This is a genomic window from Planococcus versutus (assembly GCF_001186155.3).
Taxonomy (GTDB): domain Bacteria; phylum Bacillota; class Bacilli; order Bacillales_A; family Planococcaceae; genus Planococcus; species Planococcus versutus.
Genome location: NZ_CP016540.2, coordinates 1,549,757 through 1,575,329, shown reverse-complemented (window position 1 = coordinate 1,575,329; position 25,573 = coordinate 1,549,757). Strand labels below are relative to the sequence as shown.

27 protein-coding genes are annotated in these 25,573 nt (G+C 39.5%); 8 read left to right on the top strand and 19 right to left on the bottom strand.

Annotation, left to right across the window (positions count from 1 at the left end; translation table 11 throughout):
* Positions 1-21 precede the first annotated feature (21 nt).
* Complete coding sequence (locus I858_RS07995) at positions 22-1,608, top strand: long-chain-fatty-acid--CoA ligase (RefSeq protein WP_065524852.1); 1,587 nt, start codon at positions 22-24, stop codon at positions 1,606-1,608.
* Between the two features lie 51 nt (positions 1,609-1,659).
* On the opposite strand, the gene I858_RS17215 is transcribed toward I858_RS07995, so the two are convergent.
* On the bottom strand, positions 1,660-1,821 hold the full coding sequence (locus I858_RS17215) for a hypothetical protein (RefSeq protein WP_204249452.1): 162 nt from the start codon (positions 1,819-1,821) through the stop codon (positions 1,660-1,662).
* A 361-nt stretch (positions 1,822-2,182) separates the two neighbouring features.
* Between I858_RS17215 and I858_RS07990 the strand changes: the two genes are divergently transcribed.
* Positions 2,183-3,424, top strand: a complete 1,242-nt coding sequence (locus tag I858_RS07990; protein WP_065524853.1) for a Bcr/CflA family efflux MFS transporter — start codon at positions 2,183-2,185, stop codon at positions 3,422-3,424.
* A 163-nt stretch (positions 3,425-3,587) separates the two neighbouring features.
* Here I858_RS07990 and I858_RS07985 read toward each other — a convergent pair whose 3' ends face one another.
* From I858_RS07985 to I858_RS07960, 7 genes are all read right to left on the bottom strand, one after another.
* Positions 3,588-5,078 carry an MDR family MFS transporter gene (locus I858_RS07985; RefSeq protein WP_065524854.1) on the bottom strand — a complete coding sequence of 497 codons (1,491 nt, stop codon included), beginning with the start codon at positions 5,076-5,078 and terminating at the stop codon, positions 3,588-3,590.
* 307 nt (positions 5,079-5,385) lie between these two features.
* Entirely contained in the window at positions 5,386-6,162 is a 777-nt protein-coding gene (locus I858_RS07980) for a helix-turn-helix transcriptional regulator (RefSeq protein WP_239457239.1), read from the bottom strand.
* A gap of 1,084 nt (positions 6,163-7,246) precedes the next feature.
* The gene (locus tag I858_RS07970; protein WP_065524942.1) at positions 7,247-9,235 is read right to left on the bottom strand and encodes an ABC1 kinase family protein; all 1,989 of its coding nucleotides are present in this window, start codon (positions 9,233-9,235) and stop codon (positions 7,247-7,249) included.
* 101 nt (positions 9,236-9,336) lie between these two features.
* Positions 9,337-9,513, bottom strand: a complete 177-nt coding sequence (locus I858_RS16970; RefSeq protein ID WP_157886494.1) for a hypothetical protein — start codon at positions 9,511-9,513, stop codon at positions 9,337-9,339.
* Positions 9,514-9,601: 88 nt separating this feature from the next.
* Positions 9,602-9,778 carry an NUDIX hydrolase gene (locus I858_RS16965; protein ID WP_157886493.1) on the bottom strand — a complete coding sequence of 59 codons (177 nt, stop codon included), beginning with the start codon at positions 9,776-9,778 and terminating at the stop codon, positions 9,602-9,604.
* A 467-nt stretch (positions 9,779-10,245) separates the two neighbouring features.
* A complete protein-coding gene (locus I858_RS07965) occupies positions 10,246-10,695 on the bottom strand; it encodes an SRPBCC family protein (RefSeq protein ID WP_065524855.1) in 450 nt (149 codons plus the stop codon).
* A gap of 2 nt (positions 10,696-10,697) precedes the next feature.
* Positions 10,698-11,159, bottom strand: a complete 462-nt coding sequence (locus I858_RS07960; protein ID WP_065524856.1) for an SRPBCC family protein — start codon at positions 11,157-11,159, stop codon at positions 10,698-10,700.
* A gap of 128 nt (positions 11,160-11,287) precedes the next feature.
* Here I858_RS07960 and I858_RS07955 point away from each other — a divergent pair, with 128 nt between their 5' ends.
* Positions 11,288-11,485, top strand: a complete 198-nt coding sequence (locus tag I858_RS07955; RefSeq protein ID WP_239457237.1) for a hypothetical protein — start codon at positions 11,288-11,290, stop codon at positions 11,483-11,485.
* Positions 11,486-11,519: 34 nt separating this feature from the next.
* Here I858_RS07955 and I858_RS07950 read toward each other — a convergent pair whose 3' ends face one another.
* From I858_RS07950 to I858_RS07930, 5 genes are all read right to left on the bottom strand, one after another.
* A complete protein-coding gene (locus I858_RS07950) occupies positions 11,520-12,116 on the bottom strand; it encodes a histidine phosphatase family protein (RefSeq protein WP_065524857.1) in 597 nt (198 codons plus the stop codon).
* Between the two features lie 64 nt (positions 12,117-12,180).
* Positions 12,181-12,513, bottom strand: coding sequence for a hypothetical protein (locus I858_RS07945; protein WP_065524858.1), 333 nt, complete (start codon positions 12,511-12,513; stop codon positions 12,181-12,183).
* 352 nt (positions 12,514-12,865) lie between these two features.
* Positions 12,866-14,773, bottom strand: coding sequence for a PTS fructose transporter subunit IIABC (locus tag I858_RS07940; protein WP_065524859.1), 1,908 nt, complete (start codon positions 14,771-14,773; stop codon positions 12,866-12,868).
* Positions 14,773-15,702: a 1-phosphofructokinase gene (pfkB, locus tag I858_RS07935; RefSeq protein ID WP_065524860.1), complete on the bottom strand. Its 930-nt coding sequence runs from the start codon at positions 15,700-15,702 to the stop codon at positions 14,773-14,775. The genes I858_RS07940 and pfkB overlap by 1 nt, the downstream gene beginning before the upstream one ends.
* Positions 15,699-16,451, bottom strand: coding sequence for a DeoR/GlpR family DNA-binding transcription regulator (locus I858_RS07930; protein ID WP_065524861.1), 753 nt, complete (start codon positions 16,449-16,451; stop codon positions 15,699-15,701). The genes pfkB and I858_RS07930 overlap by 4 nt, the downstream gene beginning before the upstream one ends.
* Positions 16,452-16,641: 190 nt before the next feature.
* Here I858_RS07930 and I858_RS07925 point away from each other — a divergent pair, with 190 nt between their 5' ends.
* Positions 16,642-16,911: a phosphocarrier protein HPr gene (locus tag I858_RS07925; RefSeq protein WP_065524862.1), complete on the top strand. Its 270-nt coding sequence runs from the start codon at positions 16,642-16,644 to the stop codon at positions 16,909-16,911.
* On the top strand, positions 16,908-18,626 hold the full coding sequence (gene ptsP, locus I858_RS07920) for a phosphoenolpyruvate--protein phosphotransferase (RefSeq protein ID WP_065524863.1): 1,719 nt from the start codon (positions 16,908-16,910) through the stop codon (positions 18,624-18,626). The genes I858_RS07925 and ptsP overlap by 4 nt, the downstream gene beginning before the upstream one ends.
* Positions 18,627-18,664: 38 nt before the next feature.
* Here the strand turns inward: ptsP and I858_RS07915 are convergent, their stop codons facing one another.
* Positions 18,665-19,384 (bottom strand): 3-ketoacyl-ACP reductase, encoded by a 720-nt coding sequence (locus I858_RS07915; protein WP_065524864.1) that lies wholly within the window; start codon positions 19,382-19,384, stop codon positions 18,665-18,667.
* Between the two features lie 256 nt (positions 19,385-19,640).
* Entirely contained in the window at positions 19,641-20,579 is a 939-nt protein-coding gene (locus I858_RS07910) for an MBL fold metallo-hydrolase (RefSeq protein ID WP_065524865.1), read from the bottom strand.
* Positions 20,580-20,763: 184 nt separating this feature from the next.
* Between I858_RS07910 and I858_RS07905 the strand changes: the two genes are divergently transcribed.
* Together I858_RS07905 and I858_RS07900 are read left to right on the top strand one after the other, a co-directional pair.
* Positions 20,764-21,615, top strand: a complete 852-nt coding sequence (locus tag I858_RS07905; protein WP_065524866.1) for an NAD(P)H-hydrate dehydratase — start codon at positions 20,764-20,766, stop codon at positions 21,613-21,615.
* 236 nt (positions 21,616-21,851) lie between these two features.
* On the top strand, positions 21,852-22,271 hold the full coding sequence (locus I858_RS07900; protein ID WP_065524867.1) for a hypothetical protein: 420 nt from the start codon (positions 21,852-21,854) through the stop codon (positions 22,269-22,271).
* A 430-nt stretch (positions 22,272-22,701) separates the two neighbouring features.
* Here the strand turns inward: I858_RS07900 and I858_RS07890 are convergent, their stop codons facing one another.
* From I858_RS07890 to I858_RS07880, 4 genes are all read right to left on the bottom strand, one after another.
* A complete protein-coding gene (locus tag I858_RS07890; RefSeq protein WP_157886492.1) occupies positions 22,702-22,947 on the bottom strand; it encodes a hypothetical protein in 246 nt (81 codons plus the stop codon).
* Positions 22,944-23,360 carry an alpha/beta fold hydrolase gene (locus tag I858_RS07885; RefSeq protein ID WP_065524869.1) on the bottom strand — a complete coding sequence of 139 codons (417 nt, stop codon included), beginning with the start codon at positions 23,358-23,360 and terminating at the stop codon, positions 22,944-22,946. The genes I858_RS07890 and I858_RS07885 overlap by 4 nt, the downstream gene beginning before the upstream one ends.
* A 92-nt stretch (positions 23,361-23,452) precedes the next feature.
* Complete coding sequence (locus tag I858_RS17495) at positions 23,453-23,575, bottom strand: hypothetical protein (protein ID WP_275425621.1); 123 nt, start codon at positions 23,573-23,575, stop codon at positions 23,453-23,455.
* A 189-nt stretch (positions 23,576-23,764) separates the two neighbouring features.
* On the bottom strand, positions 23,765-24,226 hold the full coding sequence (locus tag I858_RS07880) for a putative immunity protein (protein ID WP_065524870.1): 462 nt from the start codon (positions 24,224-24,226) through the stop codon (positions 23,765-23,767).
* A 54-nt stretch (positions 24,227-24,280) separates the two neighbouring features.
* Here I858_RS07880 and I858_RS07875 point away from each other — a divergent pair, with 54 nt between their 5' ends.
* Positions 24,281-25,273 (top strand): potassium channel family protein, encoded by a 993-nt coding sequence (locus I858_RS07875; protein WP_065524871.1) that lies wholly within the window; start codon positions 24,281-24,283, stop codon positions 25,271-25,273.
* Positions 25,274-25,573 lie beyond the last annotated feature (300 nt).

The following is a 25,573-nucleotide window of genomic DNA, read 5'->3' as shown; positions in this document are numbered from 1 at the left end:
ATTGAAAGGGGACTACCAAAAATGATTGCACCGTTAACGCCACTTGATTGGAAACGAAGAGCTGTTAAGTATTACCCAGATAAAATTGCGGTTATTGATGAAGAAAAAACCTTTACATACAAAGAATTTGGCAAACGAACTGATCAACTGGCATATGCGTTGCATAAAGCAGGAGTCCTACAAGGCGACCATGTTGCAGTCATGCTTCCAAACACGCATTACATGTTGGAATGCTTTTATGGTATTTGTCAGATTGGCGCAGTCATGGTGCCTCTTAATTACCGTTTAACTGACAAGGATTTGGAATACATCCTCAATCATAGTGATGCAAAAACCTTAATTGTGGATGCAGAGTTCGGTAAATTAATTGAAGACATTCAAGACAAACTGCCGATTGATAAGTTTATTGTCGTTCACGTTGATGGTCATGATTCAAAAATTAACGGTGTTAGTTACGAAGCATTCATTCAAACAGAGAGTGAGTTTGTATTACCGGAAGTGCGCATTGATGAAAACCAAATGCTGACTTTAAACTACACTAGCGGAACCACGTCTAATCCTAAAGGTGTCATGCTGACGCATCGCAGTAATTACTTGAATGCCGCGAACTTTTTGTATCATTTAAAAGTAGAACACGATGATGTTTATTTGCATACTTTGCCAATGTTCCATGCGAACGGGTGGGGCGGTGTATGGGCCATAACTGCAGCTGGTGGCACGCATGTCTGCTTGCGAAAAGTCGATCCGCAGCTGATTTTGGATTTATTTGAAACGCACCAAATTTCTGTGTTATGCGGTGCACCGACTGTCGTCAACATGCTTGTCAATGAACCGAAAGCAAAAACCATTAAGATGACCACCCATCCGCGGATGGCAACAGCGGGTTCACCTCCTGCTGCAGCGTTGATTGGTAAAGCACAAGAATTGCTTGGCTTGAATATGATGCATGCATACGGATTAACTGAAACGTCCCCATTTATTTTGTATAATGAATGGAAAAAAGAGTTTAACGACAAAACCCTAGAAGAACAAGCGACCATTAAAGCACGACAAGGCATTGAATTAGCATTTAATGGAGAAACCAAAGTTGTCAATCAAGAAACCAACAAAGAAGTCGAATGGAATGGCAAGGAATTAGGTGAAATTATTACGCGAGGGAATGTGGTTATGAGTGGCTATTATAAAGATCCAGAGAAAACAGCAGAAGCGATTAAAGATGGCTGGTTTTATACAGGGGATTTGGCTGTAACATACCCAGATGGTTATATTGAAATCCAAGATCGAATCAAAGACATAATCATTTCCGGCGGCGAAAACATTTCTTCTACTGAAATAGAAGGCGTCCTTTACAAACATCCTGCTGTGATGGAAGTCGCAGTGATCGCAGTACCAGATGAGAAATGGGGAGAAGTACCAAAAGCCATTATTGTCTTGCGTGAAGGTGCGGAAGTTACAGAACAAGACATCATTACTTACACACGTAACAATATGGCACATTTCAAAGCGCCAAAATCAATTGAGTTTGTAGAAGATCTACCAAAGACCGCTACTGGCAAGCTGCAAAAATTCAGGCTGCGCGAAATGTATTGGAACGGTTCAAAAAAATAAACTGATTTAAAAAACGTCCGGCAGTTGCTGGACGTTTTTTTTGTAGACTTGCTATAAAATAGAGACAAAGATGATGGTGCCCACAAAACTCATGACAGTAGAAGCAACCCAATAACTTTTATCACGAACTTTTAGGAAGTAATAACCAATAACTACGTTCATAAGTAAAACGACTAAAAACATAATGGGAATAACAGTGAGCCAATATACCATTGAAACGTTATATTTTAAAGAAAGAAAGCTTATAGAGCAGTTCTAAAAAGACCACACACGGTTTTTTCATTCAAGGCAATGCATGGGCTATGCAACAAGTTTAAAAAGAAGAATAGAGTGTATTATATTATAAATGTAGTAATCTACTTAAGGAACAATTTATTAAATCAAACACAGCAATCAACAAAAAAACAGTAAAAAACCACTGGTAAAAATAGTTGTTGGCATGTTTAAACTTGGTAGGTGTTGCAATTGAAAAGAGAGAAGCTTTTGGATAACTTTAGAAAAGTCCTACACCTTTCACCAGAATATTGTATAGTTAATAAAGAATTTATATAGAACTGAAAGGTGCTTTCAAGATATGTTGCAAAACCCAAAAGGAAGAAAGCGAATTGGTCTGGCATTGATCTTGAGCATGCTTGGCATACTAGCCCCGTTGAATATCGATATGTATTTGCCGGCGTTTCCAGCCATCGCCAACGAGCTCGATGCGCATGTGTCATTTGTTCAGCTTAGTTTGACTGCGTGTTTAATAGGACTCGCTGCTGGGCAAATTGTTGTGGGTCCTTTTAGTGACGCTATAGGCAGACGCAAACCGCTCATTGTCTCAGTGATTTTATTTGCGTTGGCGTCTATATTGTGTGCTTTGGCACCGAACATTGAGTTGCTGATTGCCGCTCGTTTTGTACAAGGGTTTACCGCATCTGGTGGAGTGGTTTTATCAAAAGCGGTAGTCAGTGATGTGTTCACAGGCCGTGAAATGACTAAATTTTTTGCATTGTTAATGGTCATTAATGCAGTTGCTCCTATGGCTGCTCCTATTGCAGGTGGCGCGATTTTGACTTTGCCATTTGCCGGTTGGGAAACAATTTTTTATTTTCTTGGTTTGCTGGGTGTTGTCATGGTAGTAGTTGTTACACTACGTCTACCGGAAACCTTATCACCTGAACAACGCGTACCCAGTTCCATTGGTCATTCGATTCGCACGATGGGCAGTTTGTTTAAAGAACGTCCGTTTATTGGCTATGCCTTAGTCGTTGGGCTCATTCATGGTGGCAGTTTTGCATATGTTGCTGGAACGCCTTTTGTGTATCAAGACATTTATGGTGTTTCTCCGCAAACCTTTAGTGTGTTGTTTGGCATTAATGGCATCGCGATGATTCTCGGTAGTGTTATCATTGGCAAGTTTGGTGACATTGTGTCAGAGCACCGATTGTTACAAGGAGCGGTAGTCGTTGCAGTGAGTGCCACATTTGTGTTATTGCTCATGACGATTATTGAAGGACCGCTCGCATCACTTGTGATTTCAATTTTTATTTACATGATTGCGATTGGCATGATTTTTACGAGTTCGTTTACACTTGCGATGAAAGGACAAGGACACCGAGCTGGAAGCGCTAGTGCGGTAGTGGGGATGTTGCCACTGGTGATTGGTTCAGCCGTTTCACCACTAGTTGGCATTAATGAAATTTCAGCCATACCGATGGGCACGATTTTATTTGGTACGTCAGTCATTGGCATGTTCGCATTTTTCGGCTTAACCGGGCATCGCCAACTTGTGGCTAAGGATAAACAAAAGAACCATTCAGATTCGGTATCGTAACGTGTTTTAATATAAAAACAAGAGCGGAGAATTTTTCCCGCTCTTGTTTTTTGTTTAACTTATGGGTTGTTGGCGCATGCAAACGAAACTTTTACGTTTACTACTTCAACTTAAGATTATCCGGATCTACTAAAGACATAAAACCAGTAGAACAAGATGATTGCTAGCATTCCTTTTCTTTTATTGGGGGCTCATCTAATTCTTTGGGAACCGCACGGTACGCCATAAAGGACAAAAACACCGCGCCAATGGATAGCACAAAAGCGATAAAGTACACGAGTTCAACTCCTGCAACCATGGCGGCATTGATGGTGGCTGCATCTGTGGGAGTCGCAGATTGTTGCAAAATCTTTAGTTGTCTCGCATTGAGTATGCTCAAGAACAACGATACACCAATGGCACCTGCTACCGGTTGCAACGTCGTCATGACGGCTGTGCCATGCGGATAAAGTCGTTTTGGCAATTGGTTTAATCCGTTTGTTTCAGCAGGCATCATAATAGCTGAAATGGCCAACATTAATACGATATAGCTAACCACAATAATCCATAGAGAGGTGTCAATTGTCAAACGGCTCAACACAAACATCGTTGCACTTAATACAAGTGTCGCGGGAATCATTAATACTTTGGGTCCGTATTTATCGAAAACCGCACCCATTATTGGCGACATTAATCCGTTCAATAAAGCTCCTGGCAATAAAATAAGTCCCGCCGTAGCGGCCGTTAATGCTAACGGGCCTTGCATGTAAATCGGCAAAATGATTTCAGAAGCAAACATGACCATAATAATGATTAAAAATAACAACACGCCGTGTGTAAACATGGGGTATTTAAACACACGTAAGTCCATGACAGGGTCTTTTAGTTTAAATTGCCGGAGAGTAAACAATGCAATTCCTAACAAGCCCGTACTGATCGTTAGTAAAACAGGCATACTTAAAAATCCGTTATCGCTTGATCCGACAGAACTAAAGCCGTAAACCAGTGACCCAAACCCAATAGTTGAAAACACTAGCGACAACACGTCAATTTTGGGTTTTGTTACTTCTGAGACGTTTACTAAATACTTATAAGCAAACGCGATGGAAAACAACGCAAATGGAATGACCACAATAAAAAGGTAACGCCATCCAAAGTATTCGACAATTACACCTGACAATGTAGGTCCGATAGAAGGTGCAAACATAATAACAAGACCAACGATTCCCATTACCTTGCCACGTTTGTGCGGAGGGTAAATGAGTAACACCACGTTAAAGACAACGGGGATTAATAACCCTGTGCCCACCGCTTGAATTAATCGCCCGACAAGTAGAATGGAAAACGTCGGTGCACTGGCACTGACAATGGTCCCCATGGTAAAAATGGACATCGTGGCTAAAAACAATTGACGCGTGGTAAACCATTGCAGCAATAAGGCAGATACCGGAATGATCACAGCCATTACCAGTAAAAAGCCAGTAACCATCCATTGGACTGTTGGCAAAGTAATTGAAAATTCTTCAGTCAATGTCACGAGCGCGATGTTTAGTAAAGTTTCGTTTAATATGGCAAAAAAAGCCCCGATAATTAACGACAGCATGATGGGAAACACGTTAATGTTTGGGTTATCAGCTGCGTACTCATATTTTGTTTCTTGTTGCTTGTATTCCATCGTCAGCCCTCATTTTTGAATAGTTTTGTAAGATTACTAACCACATTACAGACGAATGTAACAGTTACTTTCTCTCACACACTACCGTTCGGCCGGCTGTTTTTCAACTAACAACGTTGCGAAGATCAAGTCTCTAATGAGTTAATCGGTATAGCTGGTTTCAAACGCTAAAAATAGAGCGACTGTTTGAAAAAGTCGCAGTCTACAATGGACACGTTCATTCTTAATATAGATCAGCTAAAACAATAGCTTTGTTTGCAGAGATTGTGTGTTTGTTTACGGAATCATCCAGCTTGTTTGCGAATACTCAACTTTTTTTAATGTTACTACTCGATATAGAGTGAATACGATAAGAACGTGGTGTGACACCGGTTGTTTTTTTAAACGCTGCTTGAAACTGTGTTGCGCTTTTATAACCAACTTTTTTTGCAACAAGCGCAATAGAAAGCTGGGTTGTCTGCAGCAATCGTTTAGCGGTCATGATGCGACACCAGATGATGTACTGGAGCGGACTTATTCCGGTTACCTGCTTGAAAAGCCGTGCCAATTCGTATTTAGTTAGTTGAAACTGATTGGCCAACTGTTCAAGTGATAACGATTTGGAATGGTTTTCTTCTATATGATTTTTAATTTTTCCAATGAGATCTTCAAGAGAGAGCTCATTTCTTGTGTTTTGTGTAATTGTGGAGCGGTTGATGAACGTAAACAAGAGCCCGAGTAGTTGCTGTTTAATTTGATGTGAATCTGTCTGTGGCCACTCTTTCTCGTGTTGTAAGTGAACAAACAAGCTTTTAAGTCTTTTTATGTCACGAATCGGTATAACGGGTGGCCACTTTGCTATAAAAGAAGGGAGCAGGTCCGAATTCAAGCAAACAGTCAACTGGTAGCCGCATTGTTGTTGAGACGCAGCATACACTTGCTCATGCCAAGATTCGGATGGAATGACCAATACTGTAGCACTAGAGGCTGTATGCCTTTCATCGTTGATGTCGCACTGGACGGCACCTTCTAACATTAGCACCAATTCTATAGTTGCTGGGTGCTGGTGGAGCGGAGTTTGGTGTGACTCGCCGACTGGTATCAAAAACGATTCAATGCTGTGAGATAAAAACGGCGGGGAGCAAAGATCTGTGAGTATGGACAATAGAAACACTCATTTCTATTTTTCTTTAAGTTTAGCAAGAATTAATAATAAAAACTGTATTAATCCGGTAATATTTAGCCTTAAACAGAAAAGTAAACAAGAATTAATAAAAAAATTCTCAGGATTTAAAACTACTCATAATTCATTGTTTTAAAATGCATTATTCTGACAATTCGATTCAGGAAAATAACTTAGTAAATTAAAGAACCTGCAGAAAGAAAGCTAGAAATCGGAAAAGATCGATATATGTCTTATTGAAAAAAGATGAGTGGTTTCTAAAATTCACACAAGTGTTATTTTCAATTTCTATTGAGATAAGAAATAAACTTGTTGAGATGATTAGCAAAGCAAAAAGAGAACATGGAATTTTTTTAAGGAAGTATTAGTACAACATGAAGCTTACAGCGCAGGATTTATAAAATTAGATGAACATTGCTGGAATTTGCTGATGGTATAATAAATTGCGTTTGTGTAGGTAAAATTGCCAAATTTACAGTAGCGTTAATTTGAAAACTTAAATTTTGCTGAAGGATTTTGATAGAATGTAAAATTCTTTAGTAAAATAAACAACTCATGTGGAAAAATTGATTAAAAATTATCTGATAAGCACTAAGTAAAAAATCATTGTTTTCAATGTAAAAAACGTTTTATCTCACTGTCTTAAGTATACTTATTTAATGAAACATTACTTCCGATAATTTATATTATGTAAACTAAAAAGAAATTTTGATAATAACCCTTTTTTTGGGCTAACTTGCCTCTTATCTTTTACATATATACTAAGCGTGTTTTTTAAAATTTCAAATAAAGAAATTTTAGTATTATACTTGTCTAGCAGAATTACTATGCCTGTCATAAAATTCTCTTGGTAAAAAAACACACTACTTCCTTCAAATGAATGTCCAGTGTGCTGGTAGCTAAACGACTAGGGACTGAAAATTTCTTAACGATCAATTGAACAAACAGAAAAAAGACAACCAATTAGTGCTTTAATTGGTTGTCTTTTTAGCATTCTCCTCTTGTTTTATGTCGTACTGCGTTTCATATCACGTATTGCTTGAATTGATAGTCGGACAAGCAAAATAACGCATAAGAACAGTCCAGTATACGCTGCTGTGTTTAAGTAAACAGCATAAGCCGTATTGATAAACTGCGCAATGGCCAGTAGAGCGGCCGAAATAATGCCAAACGTGATTCCCGAGAACAATAACACGAACCGCGAAAATAACTGCAAGATAAAATTGGCGTTGTGTTTATCGGAAAACACGTCATGGTGCAAAATCATCTTGCCGCCTTCAATGCGTTGAATCAGTTGATCTGCACGTTTTGGCAACTTCATCAGTTCTGGAATTAGCAAAGCAAGCTCTTCTTCGATTTTTTGTTTAGTCTCACGTGGTTCTTTGAATGGTTTTTTCAAAACGGATGTTTTGTATTTTTTTGCAAAAACTTTCGCTTCTGTGAACATATCAAATTTTGAATCAATGGTATGCAATGTACTATCTAAACTAATTAATGAGCGTAGCGCCATACCCACAGAAGGATAAAACGCTAAGCCAAATTCACGAACAATATCAAACATGGCAAGAATCAGTTCTTCGGTTTGTATTTTATCTACGTACACAATCTTCAACAGCAATTGTCCCACGGCTTGTTCGAGTTTTTGGCGATCAATGTGCGTATTGTCTTCCACAAGCGAGTTAATCGCGTCACAAACGATTTCTGCATCATTTTGTTGCACACCAATGATAAACAAGTTTAAACCGTCTTGCTGGACGGCAGCGAGTCTACCAACCGCGCCAAAGTCTAAAAGAATCGGTTTGCCATCTTGTTCGTCTATAAAGATGTTACCTGGATGTGGATCGGCATGAAAAATACCTGAAAATAACATTTGTTCGAAAAAAGAGAACAAAACTGTGCGGCCAAATTCTTTTTGACTAATATTAAATTGATCAAATACTGCTTGTCCGCGCGAAATGCTTTTGCCTTTGAAAAACTGCATCACAATCAAATTATCGGTGCTGTATTCCTGGTAGATATGCGGAATTTTTACCGAATAATCGCTTTTTTTCAAGGCGTTTGCGACTTGAATGGTATTGCGCATTTCAATTTCAAAATTGATTTCTTCGCGCAATCCGTTTGCAAAACCGACAGCAAGTTCACGGAACCCAATGTTCTCTGCCCACGCAGATTTACTAGTTACCCATTCCGCAAATTCAACGAGAATATCCAAATCATTCAACATAACACCTTTAACTTCAGGGCGTAAAAGCTTTACAACCACATCTTCTTGCGTTTTTTTCAATACGGCACGGTGCACTTGGCCAATAGATCCGGCAGCAAGCGGTTCCATGGTAAATTCAGAAAAGACGTCTTCTACTCCTGCGGACAAAGATTTTTTCAAAATCATCGTCACTTGATCAGTAGTTAAGGGTTTAACGTCTTGTTGCAGAGTTTCCAGTTCTTCGATGAATACTGGTGAAAACAACTCTGTACGTGTAGATAGAACTTGACCAAACTTAATGAAAATCCCACCACTTTGTTCTAATGTGTCACGGAACGCAATGGCAAAATCTCGATTACTTTCTCTATGACGTGCATAGCGTATGGTACGTGAAAAGCCATTTCGTACAGCAATTTCTACTACTTTGCTTAATCGTTTTTGACGCATCCAGCGATGTTTCATACGTTGAACGATAAACTTTTGCCCTGTGATGCGTTCGCCTCGGTCTCCTAGTTCAATTGGATCAAATAACTCGAAAAACAAATAAAACAACATCGAAATGAGCAACATGCTGCCAATCCAAATGATGGCACTCGCATCAGCAACTGCAAAGCCCATGCCTTCGCTTAGAAAATCAGTATGGCGTAAATACGAATACCAATAAACAAAAGTGGTTAAACTAACTCCTAGCAATACGGAGAGAAGTCTCTTCGTAAAATTAACTTTTGATCCCATCAATCGACCACTTACGTAAAAAATAAATACTGCGATTAAAAGTAATTCCAAAATCATAATGAGATAGTTTGTCAAAGAAAGTCTCCTTTCGTCGCTACTTGATCAAGCGAGAAGATTGTTTTTAGTATACAACAACGTTGGATGTTCTTGTTGATTGTCTATTGTTGATTATACTTTGGATTGGATTCTATAGCTTGTCGCGAATTCAATAGTAGATCAAGTAGCCCTAATGGATAAAGAACGGTTTTTTCAAGCAGAAGCTCTTCTATAGATACCCATTTTGCTTGGGTCTTTTTCCCTTGTTCTATCACGTCGATTTTTTCTTCTGCGTACAAACCTTGGTCTCTAAAGGGCTACTTCATGAACCAGTGAAATTTCATGATAAGTTTGTTGGTTCATGGTGTAAATATTCTCTAATACGCCTTAGTAACGCGCGATATCAATATCAGCGCTACTTTCTTCTTGTAATTCTCGTTTCAAAGCATTACCAGACGTCTCTCCCAGTTCAATGCTTCCGCCAATCGGTCGGTAAAAAGGACCATTTCCTGCTGAATGTCTCACAAATTGTTGTTCTAATAAAATCAATTGATCTTTTCTCACAACTCCTAAAGTTGTAGCTCTCGGACTTAAGTGACGAATTCTTTTACTTTGCTGTCCGTTCTTTCTAGCGTTCCTTCTATACACACAATTTGTTCTTTTTTATAAACATTAATTATACCCATCCCCTTTTGCTGATTTCGAATCATTGTGGCGCCTTGTATTGTATGATACAGATGTTTATAAATAGTCGCTATACAACCTGTGTATTACGTATTTTTTTTGTTGTTAACGGTTTTTATTTATCATTAAATTTCCTTAAGTAGTTTGTTACATGTATAACCCAAAACACGATAACAGTTGGCTATTCTCTTTCAGCTGTTTACTGATTGTTCTTTTATCCGCTCTTTAGTCGGCATCGGCAAATGATAAACTCTTCGATGCGCTTTATCTAGCCACTGTGCACATAATCAGCAATCTATTCGCTCTCACTTTTCACTCACCCACAGTAAAGCCTCTGTTGCAAAATCTTATGACTCTGCAATTTTTTTCACTCGTTGCATAAATGCTAATACTTCTTGCTTGCTGCTATTTTGTGAATCCAACTTTAGCAAAGTTCGCCCGACAACATTAGCACCCCGGTTTGAACCACGATAAATGAATAGAGTTTGGTGATCATCTAGTTTTTTTAAATCAAAACTGAGTGTTATGTAAAACAGTCCAGCAGGAACAAAATACAAATCTTTCTGTTTGTGTTCAGGTAGATCGCTAAAAACAGTAAGTTCCATGATATAGCTTACTAAACGCCCTTTAATCCGATTTTGTTGTGCGTATTTTGCCCCGATTTTGTTAGGAGATCCCTCGACCAGCTCGTGCTTTTCTAATTGCGGCATAATTGTTGGTAAATGTTGGTCTGAAAACAGCACCCATACGCGATCTATCGGGGCTTTAATAACACATTGTTCATTCCACTCAATCATCGTCAGTCCTCCTGTAGTTTTAATGCTTCGTCTTTTACACGTTCCATAAATGTTATTATAGTTTGGTGACGCGTTTTTTTACTACCTGACAACAACATAGCTTTCCCCATCAGTCCTTTGCCTTTGTTTGAGCCTTCGTATATAAATTTCGTGCGATATTCTTCTTCTTTTAACAATGTAAACGAATAAAACACATCAAAACTTTGACCCATTTCAAATTGCGTTTGCTTGCGTTTTTTAGTTGGTGAATCTTCATAACCAACTGTTTCTACGATATACGTTTGCAACTGGTTTCCTTCGTGGTAGCTTTGTGCGTGTTTTGCACCAACAGAGTCATTTTTGTTTTCCAACAAAATGTGCTCTTCAATTTTCGGCATGAGTTTTTTTATTTGTTCATCTTTAAACAAACTCCAAACTTGTTCGATATTAGCTTCAATCGTCATTTCTTCTTTCCACTTGATCACAGAAAAGCCTCCTCGAAATTAGCTGTCTTCTAATTAGTATCTCATTTATTTTATGAATATTCACGTTCTATTGCTTTTTTATGCCTTGTATTAATGAATATGCCCTTTATAATAGATAAAGGAACGGAGTGATTAGAATAAAAACAGCGACAATTCTTGTGTTACTTATTGTAGCCATGCAGCTTATTACTGCCGTTAATGCATTGCTATTTGATGGCGTTCTTGGAGATCTTGTTTTTTGGTTTAATTCTGCGTTATTCATGGCCGCATTGGCTATTTACTTGTACCGTTTGGACAAAGACAAACCCGCACCGAAAGACAAATAAAAGCAACTAGACTGAACAAGTCTAGTTGCTTTTTCTATCGACAAGGAGATCCACTTATCACTTTTTCAAGATGGTTCACTTGGTTGTAATTTTGAATAACCCATTTTCCTTGATCAAACGTAAGGTGACTCATGCACGTATTCAACAGTCTTGTTTTTCCTGAACCAATCTCACCATTTGATAAAGCTCTTAATAACGCATTGATCACACCACCATGAGACACAACAAGTATGCGTTTATTCGGATAATGTCGTTGAATTGTTTCAAGTCCTTTAGCTAGACGTTTTACAAATAAAGTATCATTTTCTTGGTTTGGATAATAACGCTCAGGAAAAGTTTGCGCTCGTTCTTCGTATGTCATGCCTTCTGCATCTCCAAAATGTTTTTCTTCAAACTCGCTCATTTCAACAAGTGGTACGCGTAAAGTTTCATTGATGATATCGGCCGTTTTGCGAGCACGTTTCAAAGGACTCGTAATAATAACATCCCACTTAGCATTCGTTAAATACTGACCACAGCGCTTAGCTTGTTTGATACCTTCTGCATTTAATGGAATATCTGTTTTCCCTTGAATCTTTCCTTGTGCATTCCAATTGGTTTCTCCATGTCGGACTAGACAAATCGTGGTCATTTTTTCACCTCTTTAGTCATGCTACTGATTCGACTAGTTTAGCATAACTAAAAAATAATGCCTATTAAAAGCCCAACAAATCAATCAAATGAAAGTCATTTAACGTAATGCGATTTCCGCACCCTCTGCAAGTAAAGCTCAATTCAAAATCGATAGTTTCGGCGTATGCATTAGCCGCTAGTTCTTCTTCAAGCAATTCTTTTCTTTCGAGATCGGTAGTGACTTTTCCTAGCTTTTGTATTAAATCATCTTGTATATGTTCGATTACTTCGCTTTTCCAGCTTACACCTACTTGGAAACCGGATGAAATCGAGTGAATTCCAACTTCTCCATTTAGTCCAGAAGATCGAAATTTCCCGATAGCTTGACATTCTTCACAAATGACTTGCACTTCCATCTTCTTTCCCCCTTGCTTTAGCGATATTATTTTTTCTGAGTATAACGAATACATGTGGAGAAATTGTCGAGAAACTAAAACCTTCCTAGGTCTTTTTTAGTTTGTAAAAACTGTACGTGAATTATGAGTTGATAAACCTTATGTAGAAAGTTACATGTATTACTTAAAACCCCTTACTTTTTTTATCTACATAAAAAAACCTGCTTTCCAAAGTAATCCAGTTGTTTTGTTAGTTGGTTCTACACGGATAACGCTTATGAATTTTTAATTTTACAGTCACTTGCGTCGTTTTGGATGCTATTCACATTGAAAACATAAAAACCGCTCCAGGTATGTCCTAGAGCGGTTTTTATTAAGCAACGATTCTTTTTTTCAATGCTCCTGCTACAAACGCAGTTACAAATGCTCCTGCTAGTATAGCTAAAACGTAGAGCATAGTGCTTGTAACCCCACCATCTACAAGACCGATGACAAAGATTCCGCCGTGCGGTGCGCGCAGTCCAATGTCAAACAACATAACGAGTGCCCCCGTAACAGAGGCTCCTGCTACAGTTGCAGGAATCACACGCGCTGGGTCAGCTGCTGCAAATGGAATGACACCTTCTGTGATAAAGCAAGCGCCTAGCACATATGCAGTTTTGCCCGCTTCGCGTTCTGGCTTTGTGAATTTGTTTTTAAATAGGCTCGTCGCAATAGCAAGACCTAATGGCGGGACCATACCAGCCGCCATAACAGTTGCCATGAAATTAAAGTTTTGTGCATCTAACATGGCTATACCAAATGTATAGGCCGCTTTATTGATTGGCCCGCCCATATCAATAGCCATCATCCCACCTAGTAATAAGCCAACAAGAATTAAGTTTGTGCCACCTAAACTTTCAAGGAACGTAGAAATAGCTGTATAGACCTTCGTTAATTGCGGATTGACAAGCATCATAATAATACCGGTAATAGCAATCGCAAAAACCGGATAAAACAGCACTGGTTTCAATCCTTCTAGTGCATCAGGCAATCTAGAAAAAGCCTTCTTAACTAGTACAGTCACATAACCTGCCAAGAATCCCGCGATCAATCCGCCAAGAAACCCAGATCCACCGCTCGCTTCTTCCACACCAGTGACGGTAATCGCAATCAATCCGCCAATCATACCGGGTGCAAATCCTGGACGGTCAGCAATACTCATAGCGATAAACCCAGCCAGTACAGGAACCATTAAGAAGAAAGCTTTACCACCACCAATGGTATTTAACATCGCTGCAAATTCATTGTATTCTGGACTATCCGGGTTTCCAGCATTAATGCCCCAGAAAAAAGAAATGGCAATAAGAATACCGCCACCGACAACAAACGGCAACATATTGGATACGCCGTTCATTAAATGCTTGTAAAATCCACCTTTAGTTTCACTCGCATCCGCTTCGTCTTTAGACTGTATGTGTCTATAAGTCGGCGCGTCTTTCGTTACTGCTCGGTTTAACAAACTGTCCGTTTCATAAATCGCTTTACCAACGGCTGTTTGAATGACCGGCTTGCCGTCAAAACGACTCATTTCTACTTTTGTGTCTGCTGCGACAATGATGGCATCCGCTCCAGCAATATCTTCTGCAGTCAAGCGATTTTTCACACCACTTGAGCCATTGGTTTCTACTTTTAACGAAATGCCTAGTTCTTTAGCTCGTTCTTTTAGTTTTTCAGCCGCCATGTAAGTATGCGCAATGCCTGTTGGGCAAGCGGTTACTGCAAGAATTTTCTTTTGTGCAGTGGATGTCGGTGTGTTTTTAACCGTAGCTTCCGGTTCTTCGACAGAAGCTTCTTTGTCCGCAACAATTTGCAACACTTGCTGTTTGGAATGTGCTGCTAATATATGCGTTCGAAACTGATCATCCATTAAAAACGTCGCTAAACGTGACAAAGCTTCTAAATGATCATCATTCGCACCTTCAGTTGCTGCGATCATAAAAAACAAATTGGCTGGTTGGCCGTCAAGTGATTCGAAATCCACACCGTCGAGCGAACGACCAAACGCAATGGCAGGTAGCTTGACAGCTACAGATTTGGCATGAGGAATAGCAATGCCATCACCAATTCCTGTTGTACTTTGACTTTCGCGTTCCATGATGGCTTCTGTAAATGCGCGTTTGTCTGTTAATTTGCCTGCACGGTCCAACTGATTTGCAAGCTCTTCTAGTACTTGTAGCTTGGACGTAGCCGAAAGATTCAAGACAATGGTTGCTTCTGTTAGCAATTGCGTAATTTTCATCATGTCACTTCCTTTTCTTCGAATGGGTAAATCTCAACTTGTCCCAGCAATTTTTCTACATCTTCTACTTGGCATAAGTCTGATCGAAAAGCCGTTGCACTGCCACTTGCAACACCTGTCCGGAACGCTTGATATGAATCTTCAGTGAGTGAATAACAACCGATAAATCCAGCAACCAGTGAATCACCCGAACCCACTGTATTCACTACGGTTCCTGCCGGCGCTTTGGCGATCAACGCGAAGTCTTTTGTGACAAGTAACGCACCGTCGCCTCCCATAGATACAATCACGTTCTCTGTGCCTTCCTCTACTAAGCGACGAGCATAGTAGAAAGCATCAGATACACTAGAGATCTCCACTCCGAACAACTCACCTAATTCATATTGATTGGGTTTCACCAAAAAGACTGAAGCTTTTAATAGCTGTTTTAATGCAGGACCTGATGTATCTAATACAAATCGAACACCTTTTTTCTCACACTGAGTCGCAAGTTCTAAGAAAAATTCAAATGCAATAGATTCCGGTAAGCTACCACATAACACAAACCAGTCACCTTTTTTCATGGCTTGCACTTTATCGGTTAACGCCAAAAGTTGCGAAGTTGATAACTCAGGTCCAGGACCGTTTAACTCGGTTTCTTGTGTAGATTTAACTTTGACGTTGATGCGCGTAATGGTAGATGTTTCAATAAAGTCTGTTTTGATTTCTTCATTTTTTAAGAAGTCTTTTATATACTGTCCTGTAAAGCCTCCAGCATAACCGAGCGCTTGGCTTGTGATGCCTAAACGCTTTAAAACACGCGAAACATTAATGCCTTTCCCACCCGGATAATAATGAACTTCTTCCGATCGGTTTAGTTTCCCACTTTCAAATTCGGGTACATACACTGTGTAATCGATGGAAGGAGAAATAGTACAAGTATAAATCATGGTTTCACAACCTTTATAAGTGTCTTTTTTTCAAGTATGGCATTGGCTTCTTCTGAGATTTCATCTACAATTAAAGTGGCGCGTTCTAAATCCATTATTTTGGCAAAGCTAATTTTATTGTGTTTCGAGTGATCAGCAAGCACATAGGTTTTTCGCGCTAGTGAACTCGCCAGTTGTTTGACCGCTGCTTCTTCTGGGTCAGGTGTTGTGTAACCATAATCTGCATGAAAGCCATTAACGCCCAAAAAACAAACATCAAAGCGATAATTTTTTAAAGCTTGAATGGTTTGGGATCCCACAAAAGCGCCAGTTCGTGACTTCATTAATCCACCGATCAAGTAAGTCGTAATACCTTGCTCATTTAAAGCATCAACTAGCGTCAAGCCATTGGTAACAACGACCACTTTTTTATCTTTTAAAAAAGGAATCACTTGAAAAGTCGTGGTACCCGCATCGAGATACACACTATCGCCTTGTTGAACAAAAGAGCCAGCGAATCGAGCGATGCTTATTTTTTCTTTAAGTAACTGTGTGGATTTATCAGAAATGCTCGGTTCCAGTAAATTCTTTCCTGTTAATGTAGCACCACCGAAAACACGTGTTAATTTATCAACTTGTTCAAGGTCAGTTAAATCTCTTCGAATGGTAGATTCTGATGCGCCAGTGAATTCCACCAGTTCTTGAATTTTGACGGTTTGTTTTTCTTCAAGTAGCTGTAAAATGTATTGATGCCGTTCGTTTGTTAGCACATTTCCACCTTCCTTTCACTAAAGTCATTCGTCTGTTAAAGAGATAATACTTGAAATCGCTTCCAAAATCAATCATAATCGTTCATAAGTAATCAAAAAAAGTCATTTAAATTTATTAAACAGTCAAAATCAGTCACCATTGATTCCAACTGTAAGCAAATGACGATACCTATAAAGGAGGAAAACAATCATGATCGAAAAACAATTTACAATTACAGATGAAGCAGGTATGCACGCACGTCCCGCATCGGCATTAGTAGGAGCGGTATCGAAATTTAAATCAGAGGTCACCATCGAACACAAAGGCAAAAAAGTAAACTTAAAGTCTATTTTGGGTGTTATGTCTCTTGGTATACCAAGCGGTTCGGTTGTTACCATTGCAGCAGACGGTGAAGATGAAAACGAAGCGTTGGACCAAGCAGCAGACGTGATGAAATCACAAGGAATTTCAAACGAATGACAACAACGATGTCGGGAATAGCAGCATCAAGTGGCATTGCCATCGCGAAAGCGTTTCGTTTAGAAAATCCGGTATTGAATGTGGACAAGCGCACAATTTCGGATGTTGACGTCGAACTTTCGCGATTAACACATGCATTAACTACATCCACCGCTGATCTTAAAGCAATCCAGAAAAAAACCGCCGAACAAATTAGTGAAAAAGAAGCTGCCATTTTTGGAGCTCACCTACTCGTATTAAGTGATCCAGAACTCATAGGACCGATTACAGAAAAAATCAAAACAGAAAACGTCAATGCTGAGTTTGCGCTACAAGAAGCGACGGACATGTTTATTGCGATGTTTGAAGCAATGGACAACGACTACATGAAAGAACGTGCAGCAGACATTCGCGATGTGAGAAAACGCGTGCTAGCACACTTGTTGGGTGTTACGGTTCAAAGCCCAAGCATGATTTCTGATAAAGTGATCATCATTGCTGAAGACTTAACGCCTTCGGATACCGTTCAATTAAATGCACAGTTTGTCAAAGGCTTTATTACGGATATTGGAGGGCGCACTTCCCACTCTGCAATTTTAGCGCGTACTTTAGAAATTCCAGCTGTGGTCGGGGCTAAAACAGCGATGGACGACATTCAAAATGGCATGATGGTTATTGTTGACGGATTAGACGGTACAATTTTAGTGGATCCTGAAGAGTCTGTCATTGAACAATACAAACAAAAACAAGCAGCATGGGATCAGCAAAAAGCCGAATGGGCAGTATTAAAAAACGAAGCAACGGTTACAGCAGATGGCCAAGCAGTTGAACTAGGCGCAAATATTGGGACACCTAAAGACATTGCCGGTGTACTTGAAAATGGCGGCGAAGCGATTGGTTTGTACCGTACAGAATTTTTGTATATGGGACGCGATTCATTCCCTACAGAAGATGAACAAACAGAAGCTTATGCCGCTGTGTTAAAAGGCATGAAAGGCAAACCAACTGTAGTACGCACACTTGATATTGGTGGCGATAAAGAATTGTCTTACTTGGACTTGCCGAAAGAACTAAATCCGTTTCTCGGCTTGCGTGCAATTCGTCTTTGCTTAGAGATGCCAGATATGTTCAGAACGCAATTACGTGCCCTTCTTCGCGCAAGTGTTCACGGCAATTTGAAAATCATGTTCCCGATGATTGCAACACTCGATGAGTTCCGCGAAGCAAAAGCATTGTTACTCGAAGAAAAAGCAAAGCTTGAAAGTGAAGGCGTAGCTGTGAACGAATCGATTGAAGTCGGCATCATGGTCGAAATTCCATCAACTGCGGTCATGGCTGATACGTTCGCAAAAGAAGTTGATTTCTTCTCGATTGGCACCAATGACTTGATTCAATACACCATGGCTGCAGATCGCATGAACGAAAGTGTGTCGTATTTGTACCAACCATTCAACCCAGCGATTTTGCGTTTAGTGAAAATGGTAATCGACGCATCTCACCGCGAAGGAAAATGGACGGGCATGTGTGGCGAAATGGCAGGAGACGAAATTGCCATTCCAATTCTTCTCGGCCTTGGTTTAGATGAGTTCTCAATGAGCGCTTCATCTATTCTAAAAGCTCGTTCACAAATCAGTAAATTATCAAAAGCTGAAATGGCTGAGCATACAGACCGTATTTTAGCATTAGGTACTTCTCAACAAGTAGAAGACTATGTAAAAAAACTGTCAAATCAATAAAAAACGAGCGAGGAAATATTCCTCGCTCGTTTTTTATATTAAAATGGGTTTGTTGCCCATTGACTTGATGTCGGAATGAAAATTCGCGGATGCAGCTTTAGTTGTGACACCATGTATTCTGCTAAATCTTCTGGTTGCATGAACTTTTTTTTGTCTGCTGCAGTTTCGCCTTCTTTATAGGTTAGATCGGTTACTACACGACTTGGTGTTAAAGCAAACACTCGAATATTGTGCTTGCGCACTTCTTGAGATAGCGATTCTGTCATGCCGAGCACTCCAAATTTGGAAGCGCTGTATGCACTAGACCCTTCAGTTCCGCGCAGACCTGAACTAGATGAGATGTTGATGATGTCTCCACCTTTTTTTTCAATCATTTGTGGCAAAACCGTTCTGGTGACATAATACATCCCCATTAAATTCACGTCAATTACGCGTTTCCATTCATCTGGGTCAATTTCTAAAAATGGTCCATATGTGCCGATGCCGGCATTATTGATCAAAATGTCGGCCGTTCCTAATTCATTTGTTAATTTGGCAACAGCCGCTTCTACTTGAACCAAATCTGAAACGTCTGCCACCGCATAAGCTGCGCGTCCACGAAGCGATTTGATTTCTGTTGCTAATTTTTTTAAATCATTTTCTGTACGAGCAATTAAGCCTACGTTAACGCCTTCATTGGCTAAAGCCATTGCTGTTGCGCGTCCAATGCCTTTTCCAGCACCGGTAATAAAAGCAGTTTTTTCAGTTAATGATTGCATAGTAAATACGCCACCTCTCGCTCATTTTCCGTTACACTGTTTTTCACATTAAAAAATAGCGGGTAAACGGAGTTATAAAATCCATATACATTGTCTTTACCCTTAACAGGCGATGTGATAAACAGTGATGAAATTTTTTCTAGCAAAGAATGTCTTCCAAATATTCATTATTCATTATTCATTATTCATTATTCATTATTCATCAAATTATTCAATTCTATTCATTTTATTTACTGCATTCGATCATGTACTTTTACTATTTGGATAAAGCATCTAAAATTCCCATAGCGCTGACTTGCATGTCTAAACGCACATACGCATACACCAGGTGATCGTCGGGTACATTTATTGTCTGCAAATGTGCTTGAACACGGTAGAACAACTGACTAGCCAATTGTTCTACCGTCCAATTTTCTTTACTAGCGGACTTGCCTTCTTCTAAGAATACGTTGAGCCATTGTTCTACTTGGTGCAAGGCGCGCTCTGGTTGATCTGTTTTACTGAAATGCCCATAATAAATAGCGTTTAGTTTTGCATTTAGCATACGTTCAATTGCTTGTTGCATCGCTTGTGGGTCAAATTGATTGGGCGATGTAGAAGGCAAATACAAATCAATGCCGTCTTTTGCCAATTGCTCGTAGCGAATGCCAACCGTATCACCTGCAAATACGCCATTGCTTACAGGATCATAAATACTAAAGTGATGCTTAGCATGTCCCGGTGTATCCCAAAAGTCGAGTGTACAATTAGCGCCAATGGTCAATTGATCTCCTTCCGTTAATACCACTAAACGGTCTTCTGGAATTGCTACAATCGGATCAAACAATTGAGCAAATTGCTTTCCGTAGACCATTTTCGCACCCGCAATTAACCGACTCGGATCACTCAAATGCCGGGCACCTTTAGGATGTACAACAACTTTGGCATTAGGGCAATCTTGTAGCAACAATCCTGCTCCTCCTGAATGATCTAGATGAACATGTGTAACAATTATGTATTTAATATCTTCTAACGCAAATCCTAAAAGAGCTAATCCTTTTTTAACATAAGAAACTGAAGGACTTGGTCCTGTATCCACTAATGTTAATTGCTCTTCATTAATGACATACGTACCTGTGCGTTCTGATAACCCAAGATCAAAGCCATCAATAATGTGGATACGTTCTGTTAACTGAACCGGTTGTGTTTTTTTCATTTCTCTATCCCCTTTTGACTAGAATTGAGTGTAAGTAAAAGCGATGATAAGAACATTCTACCGGTTTCACAATAAAAGTGAAGCTTACTACTTATATAAAGCATTTCCATATAAATGATTTAGCAATTAGTAAGCTATGCATAAGTTAAACTTTATAAAGAAGCTAACTAAGGGAGGAATAAACATGACTTTAATTCCCTCCACACCTCAGTTGTGGACAACTGCTCATGTGCAATCAACACTACCCAGAAGAGACTCTAACAGCCATAAAGGCAGTTTTGGTACAGCGTTATTAATTGCTGGCACACAAGAAATGCCAGGCGCTGCACTTCTCGCAGGACTCGGTGCCATGCGGAGCGGTTTAGGTAAACTAGTAATTGCCACTGAACCCGAAGCAATCGCGATGATTGTCTCGGGTTTACCTGAAGCGACGTACTTACAAAACGGCTTACAACAAATCGCACAGCGTAAAAGTTCAATAGATCCATACCGAGCAGCAGCTATTGGACCTGGAACACATCCAGATAGTGCAACAGAATCTGCTGTAATGGTTTTACTTGAAAGCCAGATTCCCATTATTTTAGATGCCGGTGCATTAAGCAAAAGAAGTTACCCGACTCGACAATCGCCTGTTATTTTAACGCCACATCCCGCTGAATTTGCTCGAATTACAGGGGTCGATATCAATCTTTTAGAAACCAACCGCAGTCATTATGCATCTTTATGGGCACAAAAGTTACAAGTCGCCATCGTACTAAAAGGACCTTCGACTGTAGTTGCTTTTCCAGACGGCGACACGTGGATCAATCCTACAGGAAATAGCGCACTTGCCAAAGGCGGTTCAGGTGACACGCTCACTGGGATGATGCTCGGCATGCTGTGTTGCCACGAGGACTGGAAACACGCGGTTTTAAACGCAGTTCATATTCACGGAGCGTGTGCCGATGAATGGATCACCACACGCTCTGCACATACGTTGCTAGCTCACGAATTGATAGAAGTGTTACCGGTAGTGTGGAAGAAATTTGACATCTAGTAAACTAAGCGAACAGCAACTATTTCTAAGCACACAACATAAGATGCCGATCATGTTTATGCTCTTTTCTTCTTTCTGCTACGGAGTTTCACAATAGCCACAACGGATTCGTGGGTGGTTGCTCGCCTAAGCGGAAAGTTCCTAATAGAGTTTGTAGACGCTTTTTACTGATCTGATGTTTAACTGTCTGTTAATGCGGAATACAAAAGAAAAGACCGAAAGCAGGGGAATTAAACATGTCTATAGAAATTGACACTTTGCCACAAACTCAAACAACCATAACTCAAAAGACACCTGAATACATCAATCAGGAAATTGAACGTCAAACTGAAGCACGCATTCATCAATTTAAACGAAAAAGTCCTGAAGAAATCATTCAACGGATTGCTGAACTCGACAGTGAAACGCATGCTGAAAAAGTATTGGTGGTTAGTTTAGCTTCCGCTACAGCAGCAACTTTTCTTTTATCACTTACCCATAAAAAATGGGCAATTGTCAGTGGTATTTTGAGTGTATTTCTGCTTCAACAAAAGTTAAAAGGTTGGAGCCTCCCTCTCTTATTGATTCGCCAACAAGGTTTTCGAACACGTAGCGAAATTAATTTAGAAAGACAAGCACTGAACAACTTATTACAAGACGAACATTATCCCATTTGATCAAAAAAACTAAAAACCGCTTGCCCCATTACTTAGGGCAAGCGGTTTTTAGTTAGGCATCAGGTTTTAAAATATCGTTTGCCTGTTGGTTTATTTGGTATACGTTGTCCTCTATAAATAGCCCACAGCACATACAGGATGCCGACGATATACAATGAAAATAAAACGACTTGATGGAAAGCCAAACTGCTATGTATTATTTTTTCTACATAGCGAATACAATTCATCGCAAGAATCAATACCGGCAACCATAACCAATTATTTGAAATTGACTCTTCCTCCCTTTTGCAAAGTGGCCGACTTTGTCTATGAAAGCTTCTAATCCACTCGCCTTCTTATTTTAGCAAAAATTTAAGATAAATAAAGAGTTTTTTATTTTTTTACTGAAAGTCTTCTCGTCGCATGAAGTGACAGAACCCAGGTTTGAATCTTATTTTATGAATGTGGTGATTTTCTCGATCAATCCATCTGCGAGTGGCACATTTAACTTTGCTAGTTCTTCTTGAGGGTCGTAAGCTACCCAAGAAATCAAAGAAGGTTGCACCGATGGCCGGAAAATACGAGTGAGTTCTGGACTCACACGATCCACGGTTTTTCCGCTTTTTAATTGTTCGATGATGTCAGTTGATTCAGCAAGTAGATTTTCTCGTAATTGAGCGATTAATTGCTCGCTCAACACATATCAACTGCACTTCCCGCTCCTGCAAGTGATACAAAAGACGATGCTTGTTGTTTTGCTGCAATCATCCCGATTAAAGAGTCTTCACTATGTCCAATGGCGCCAATCGAGCTAAAGCTGTCGTCCGTACTAGCATAATCTATCCAAGCCACCGCATCACGAACATAATCATCAAATCGCAAGTCTTCTTCTTTACTGACTAGCGCTGTGTTTTCTCCGACTTCTTGCTTATCGTAACGAATAGATGCAATTCCTTGTATTGCTAACGCTTGCGCTACCATTTGAAAGCTATTATTATTTCCTGTCATCAATGGCGAATTGCCATGTTTATCCGTTGGTCCAGAACCTGACCAAATTAACATTGCCGGAAACGATCCTTCTCCTTCAGGTATCACGACGAGTGCTGTCATGTTTCTTCTGCTACTGGAATTTCTATTTTCGTCCCAATTTCCTCTGTTTCCGAACTTCTGGACTTTTTTAAATCAAACCTAAAAGATTGCCTTTATTGTGTGAACGTTCCTAAAATACTTTCTTGGTCAAGCGCTCTATCAAATGTAAGTTTTTGGTTTTGAATCATCATTTCAAAATAAACTTGTGGGTCGTCAAATGTGACATCAATAGGCAATGATTAAGTAGCCACTTGAATTGTTCCATTCCACGTTCCTTGCAGTTTAGTCATTTGGTTTTCTCTTTTTAAAAAGTCGTCTTTTTTGACACACCCCTGTATCATAAGAAATAGCGTGATAACCAAGCGGCTCAATACAAAGTTTTTTTCATTTGCTCTACTCCTTTTTTGAACTAAAATGTCCATGCCTTAATTGTGGATTTTTTTCAATTCCGCTAATTGCCATGTTCTTTCTTCAGTAATTAGATGAAGATTGTCGTTCGAATAGAGCCCGACTGCTTTGATGGCATAGTCCGAAGCAATCAATGCGTGAGCCTTCATGTGCCCTGTACTAATTGCTTGTCCAATAGCTCTTATCACTGCTTTTGTCGTTTCATCTTCACATTCTCTCGCGATTTTATGAACGCTGAATCCGGCTTGTCTCACTTGATGAACGGTTGCTCGACCTTGTTGCCACTGTTTATTTACATTTATTTCACTTTCAAGTTTTGCTTTATAGGGGAAGTCGTTTGTCAAAGCTAAGTATGCATGTTGGGCAATGCTAATAGCCCATTTGGACAAGTCAACTTGACTGGTTTGATTTGTAAGTTCGTCAATTTCTCTGCGTACTTCAGCCCTGTCGACGATGTTAAGTTTAAGCTTACTTTCCATAATACTCTCCTCTTTTCTGCATAATAGAATGTTTTTCACGAAAGGAATGATTGGTTGAATACAGTTTACTTACTTATTGGTATTATTTTGGTTGTACTATGCATTATTGATTTTATTTGGACCACTTTATGGGTCGACGGTGGCGCAGGACCAATTACCAATCGCTTATCTTCGCTTATTTGGAAAGTGATGAAAATGTTAAGTGGAGGACAATCTACCTTGTTAAGTTTAGCCGGTCCGATTGTTTTAAGTGCGACTTTATTAATGTGGATTTTATCATTGTGGGCTGGATGGACTTTTGTCTTTACTGGATTAGAACAAGGCATTTCTCCGTCACAAGGAACAGATCCCATTTCTTGGTTTGACCGCATTTATTTTGCTGGTTATTTAATTTTCACACTTGGCAATGGTGATTTTAGTCCAGCAGAAGGCAATGCACAAATGGTTTCAGTTTTTGCAACGGGTACGGGTATGCTGTTGATCACATTTGGTGTAACTTATATACTTTCCATTTTGGGAGCAGTCACCATGAAGCGATCGTTTGCAGCCAGTGTATTAGGATTAGGTCAGTCGGCGGAAGAACTGACAAAAAGTGCATGGAATGGAGAAGATTTTCACGATTTCGATTTGCTACTTGCTAGTTTTTCGGACCAATTGAGCTCGCTTGCCGCTCAACACGTCGCTTATCCTGTTCTACATTATTACCACTCTGTCAGCACTGACACAGCTGTTCCAACAGCTGTAACAGTGTTAGACGAAACGTTGAGTATTATTAAATTTGCAATTCCAACGCTGCACCATCCAAATCAAATGCTTTTACAAGAAATGCGATCAAGTGTCGATTTGTATTTAAAAGCACTTGAACAATCTATTTATCAACCATCAGAAATTGAACCAGCTCTGCCAAACTTTCATTTTCTTCACGACGTAGGAATTCCCTTAAGGTCAGAAAAAGAATACACCAATAGCTTTGCAACACTAGAAACTCGTCGAAGAAAATTGCTTGGTGGTCTTAAAGCAGATGGTCGATCATGGCCAAGTTTGTAAAAGTGAAATAAATACGCAATAAACTTGCACATCGGATGTATTTATCCGCTGTGCATTTATTCAAAAACAGCTAACTTTCTAGTTTTTTGCTGTATTGTGCTAATTCTTGTTATACTTACAACAATAAGTGAAAATTCACTTTTTTGAAAGAGAGATTTCTGCAATTCATACTATGCTCTTCCATTCAAAATCCTTTCCATTTTTCTTTTCACGGTGAATATCAATCAATTTTAACTGTAGAATTTGTTGACACTCGTTCGTTAGAGACAATTAATAGTAAAAGTAAACTAAATTACGTTT

What these genes read in the sequence shown, in the direction of transcription:
- I858_RS07995 (WP_065524852.1), top strand. Translation starts at nt 22, where the DNA reads ATGATTGCACCGTTAACGCCACTTGATTGGAAACGAAGAGCTGTTAAG.
- I858_RS17215 (WP_204249452.1), bottom strand. Translation starts at nt 1,821, where the DNA reads ATGGTATATTGGCTCACTGTTATTCCCATTATGTTTTTAGTCGTTTTA.
- I858_RS07990 (WP_065524853.1), top strand. Translation starts at nt 2,183, where the DNA reads ATGTTGCAAAACCCAAAAGGAAGAAAGCGAATTGGTCTGGCATTGATC.
- I858_RS07985 (WP_065524854.1), bottom strand. Translation starts at nt 5,078, where the DNA reads ATGGAATACAAGCAACAAGAAACAAAATATGAGTACGCAGCTGATAAC.
- I858_RS07970 (WP_065524942.1), bottom strand. Translation starts at nt 9,235, where the DNA reads ATGATTTTGGAATTACTTTTAATCGCAGTATTTATTTTTTACGTAAGT.
- I858_RS07965 (WP_065524855.1), bottom strand. Translation starts at nt 10,695, where the DNA reads ATGATTGAGTGGAATGAACAATGTGTTATTAAAGCCCCGATAGATCGC.
- I858_RS07950 (WP_065524857.1), bottom strand. Translation starts at nt 12,116, where the DNA reads ATGACCACGATTTGTCTAGTCCGACATGGAGAAACCAATTGGAATGCA.
- I858_RS07945 (WP_065524858.1), bottom strand. Translation starts at nt 12,513, where the DNA reads ATGGAAGTGCAAGTCATTTGTGAAGAATGTCAAGCTATCGGGAAATTT.
- I858_RS07940 (WP_065524859.1), bottom strand. Translation starts at nt 14,773, where the DNA reads ATGAAAATTACGCAATTGCTAACAGAAGCAACCATTGTCTTGAATCTT.
- pfkB (WP_065524860.1), bottom strand. Translation starts at nt 15,702, where the DNA reads ATGATTTATACTTGTACTATTTCTCCTTCCATCGATTACACAGTGTAT.
- I858_RS07925 (WP_065524862.1), top strand. Translation starts at nt 16,642, where the DNA reads ATGATCGAAAAACAATTTACAATTACAGATGAAGCAGGTATGCACGCA.
- ptsP (WP_065524863.1), top strand. Translation starts at nt 16,908, where the DNA reads ATGACAACAACGATGTCGGGAATAGCAGCATCAAGTGGCATTGCCATC.
- I858_RS07915 (WP_065524864.1), bottom strand. Translation starts at nt 19,384, where the DNA reads ATGCAATCATTAACTGAAAAAACTGCTTTTATTACCGGTGCTGGAAAA.
- I858_RS07910 (WP_065524865.1), bottom strand. Translation starts at nt 20,579, where the DNA reads ATGAAAAAAACACAACCGGTTCAGTTAACAGAACGTATCCACATTATT.
- I858_RS07905 (WP_065524866.1), top strand. Translation starts at nt 20,764, where the DNA reads ATGACTTTAATTCCCTCCACACCTCAGTTGTGGACAACTGCTCATGTG.
- I858_RS07900 (WP_065524867.1), top strand. Translation starts at nt 21,852, where the DNA reads ATGTCTATAGAAATTGACACTTTGCCACAAACTCAAACAACCATAACT.
- I858_RS07885 (WP_065524869.1), bottom strand. Translation starts at nt 23,360, where the DNA reads ATGACAGCACTCGTCGTGATACCTGAAGGAGAAGGATCGTTTCCGGCA.
- I858_RS07880 (WP_065524870.1), bottom strand. Translation starts at nt 24,226, where the DNA reads ATGGAAAGTAAGCTTAAACTTAACATCGTCGACAGGGCTGAAGTACGC.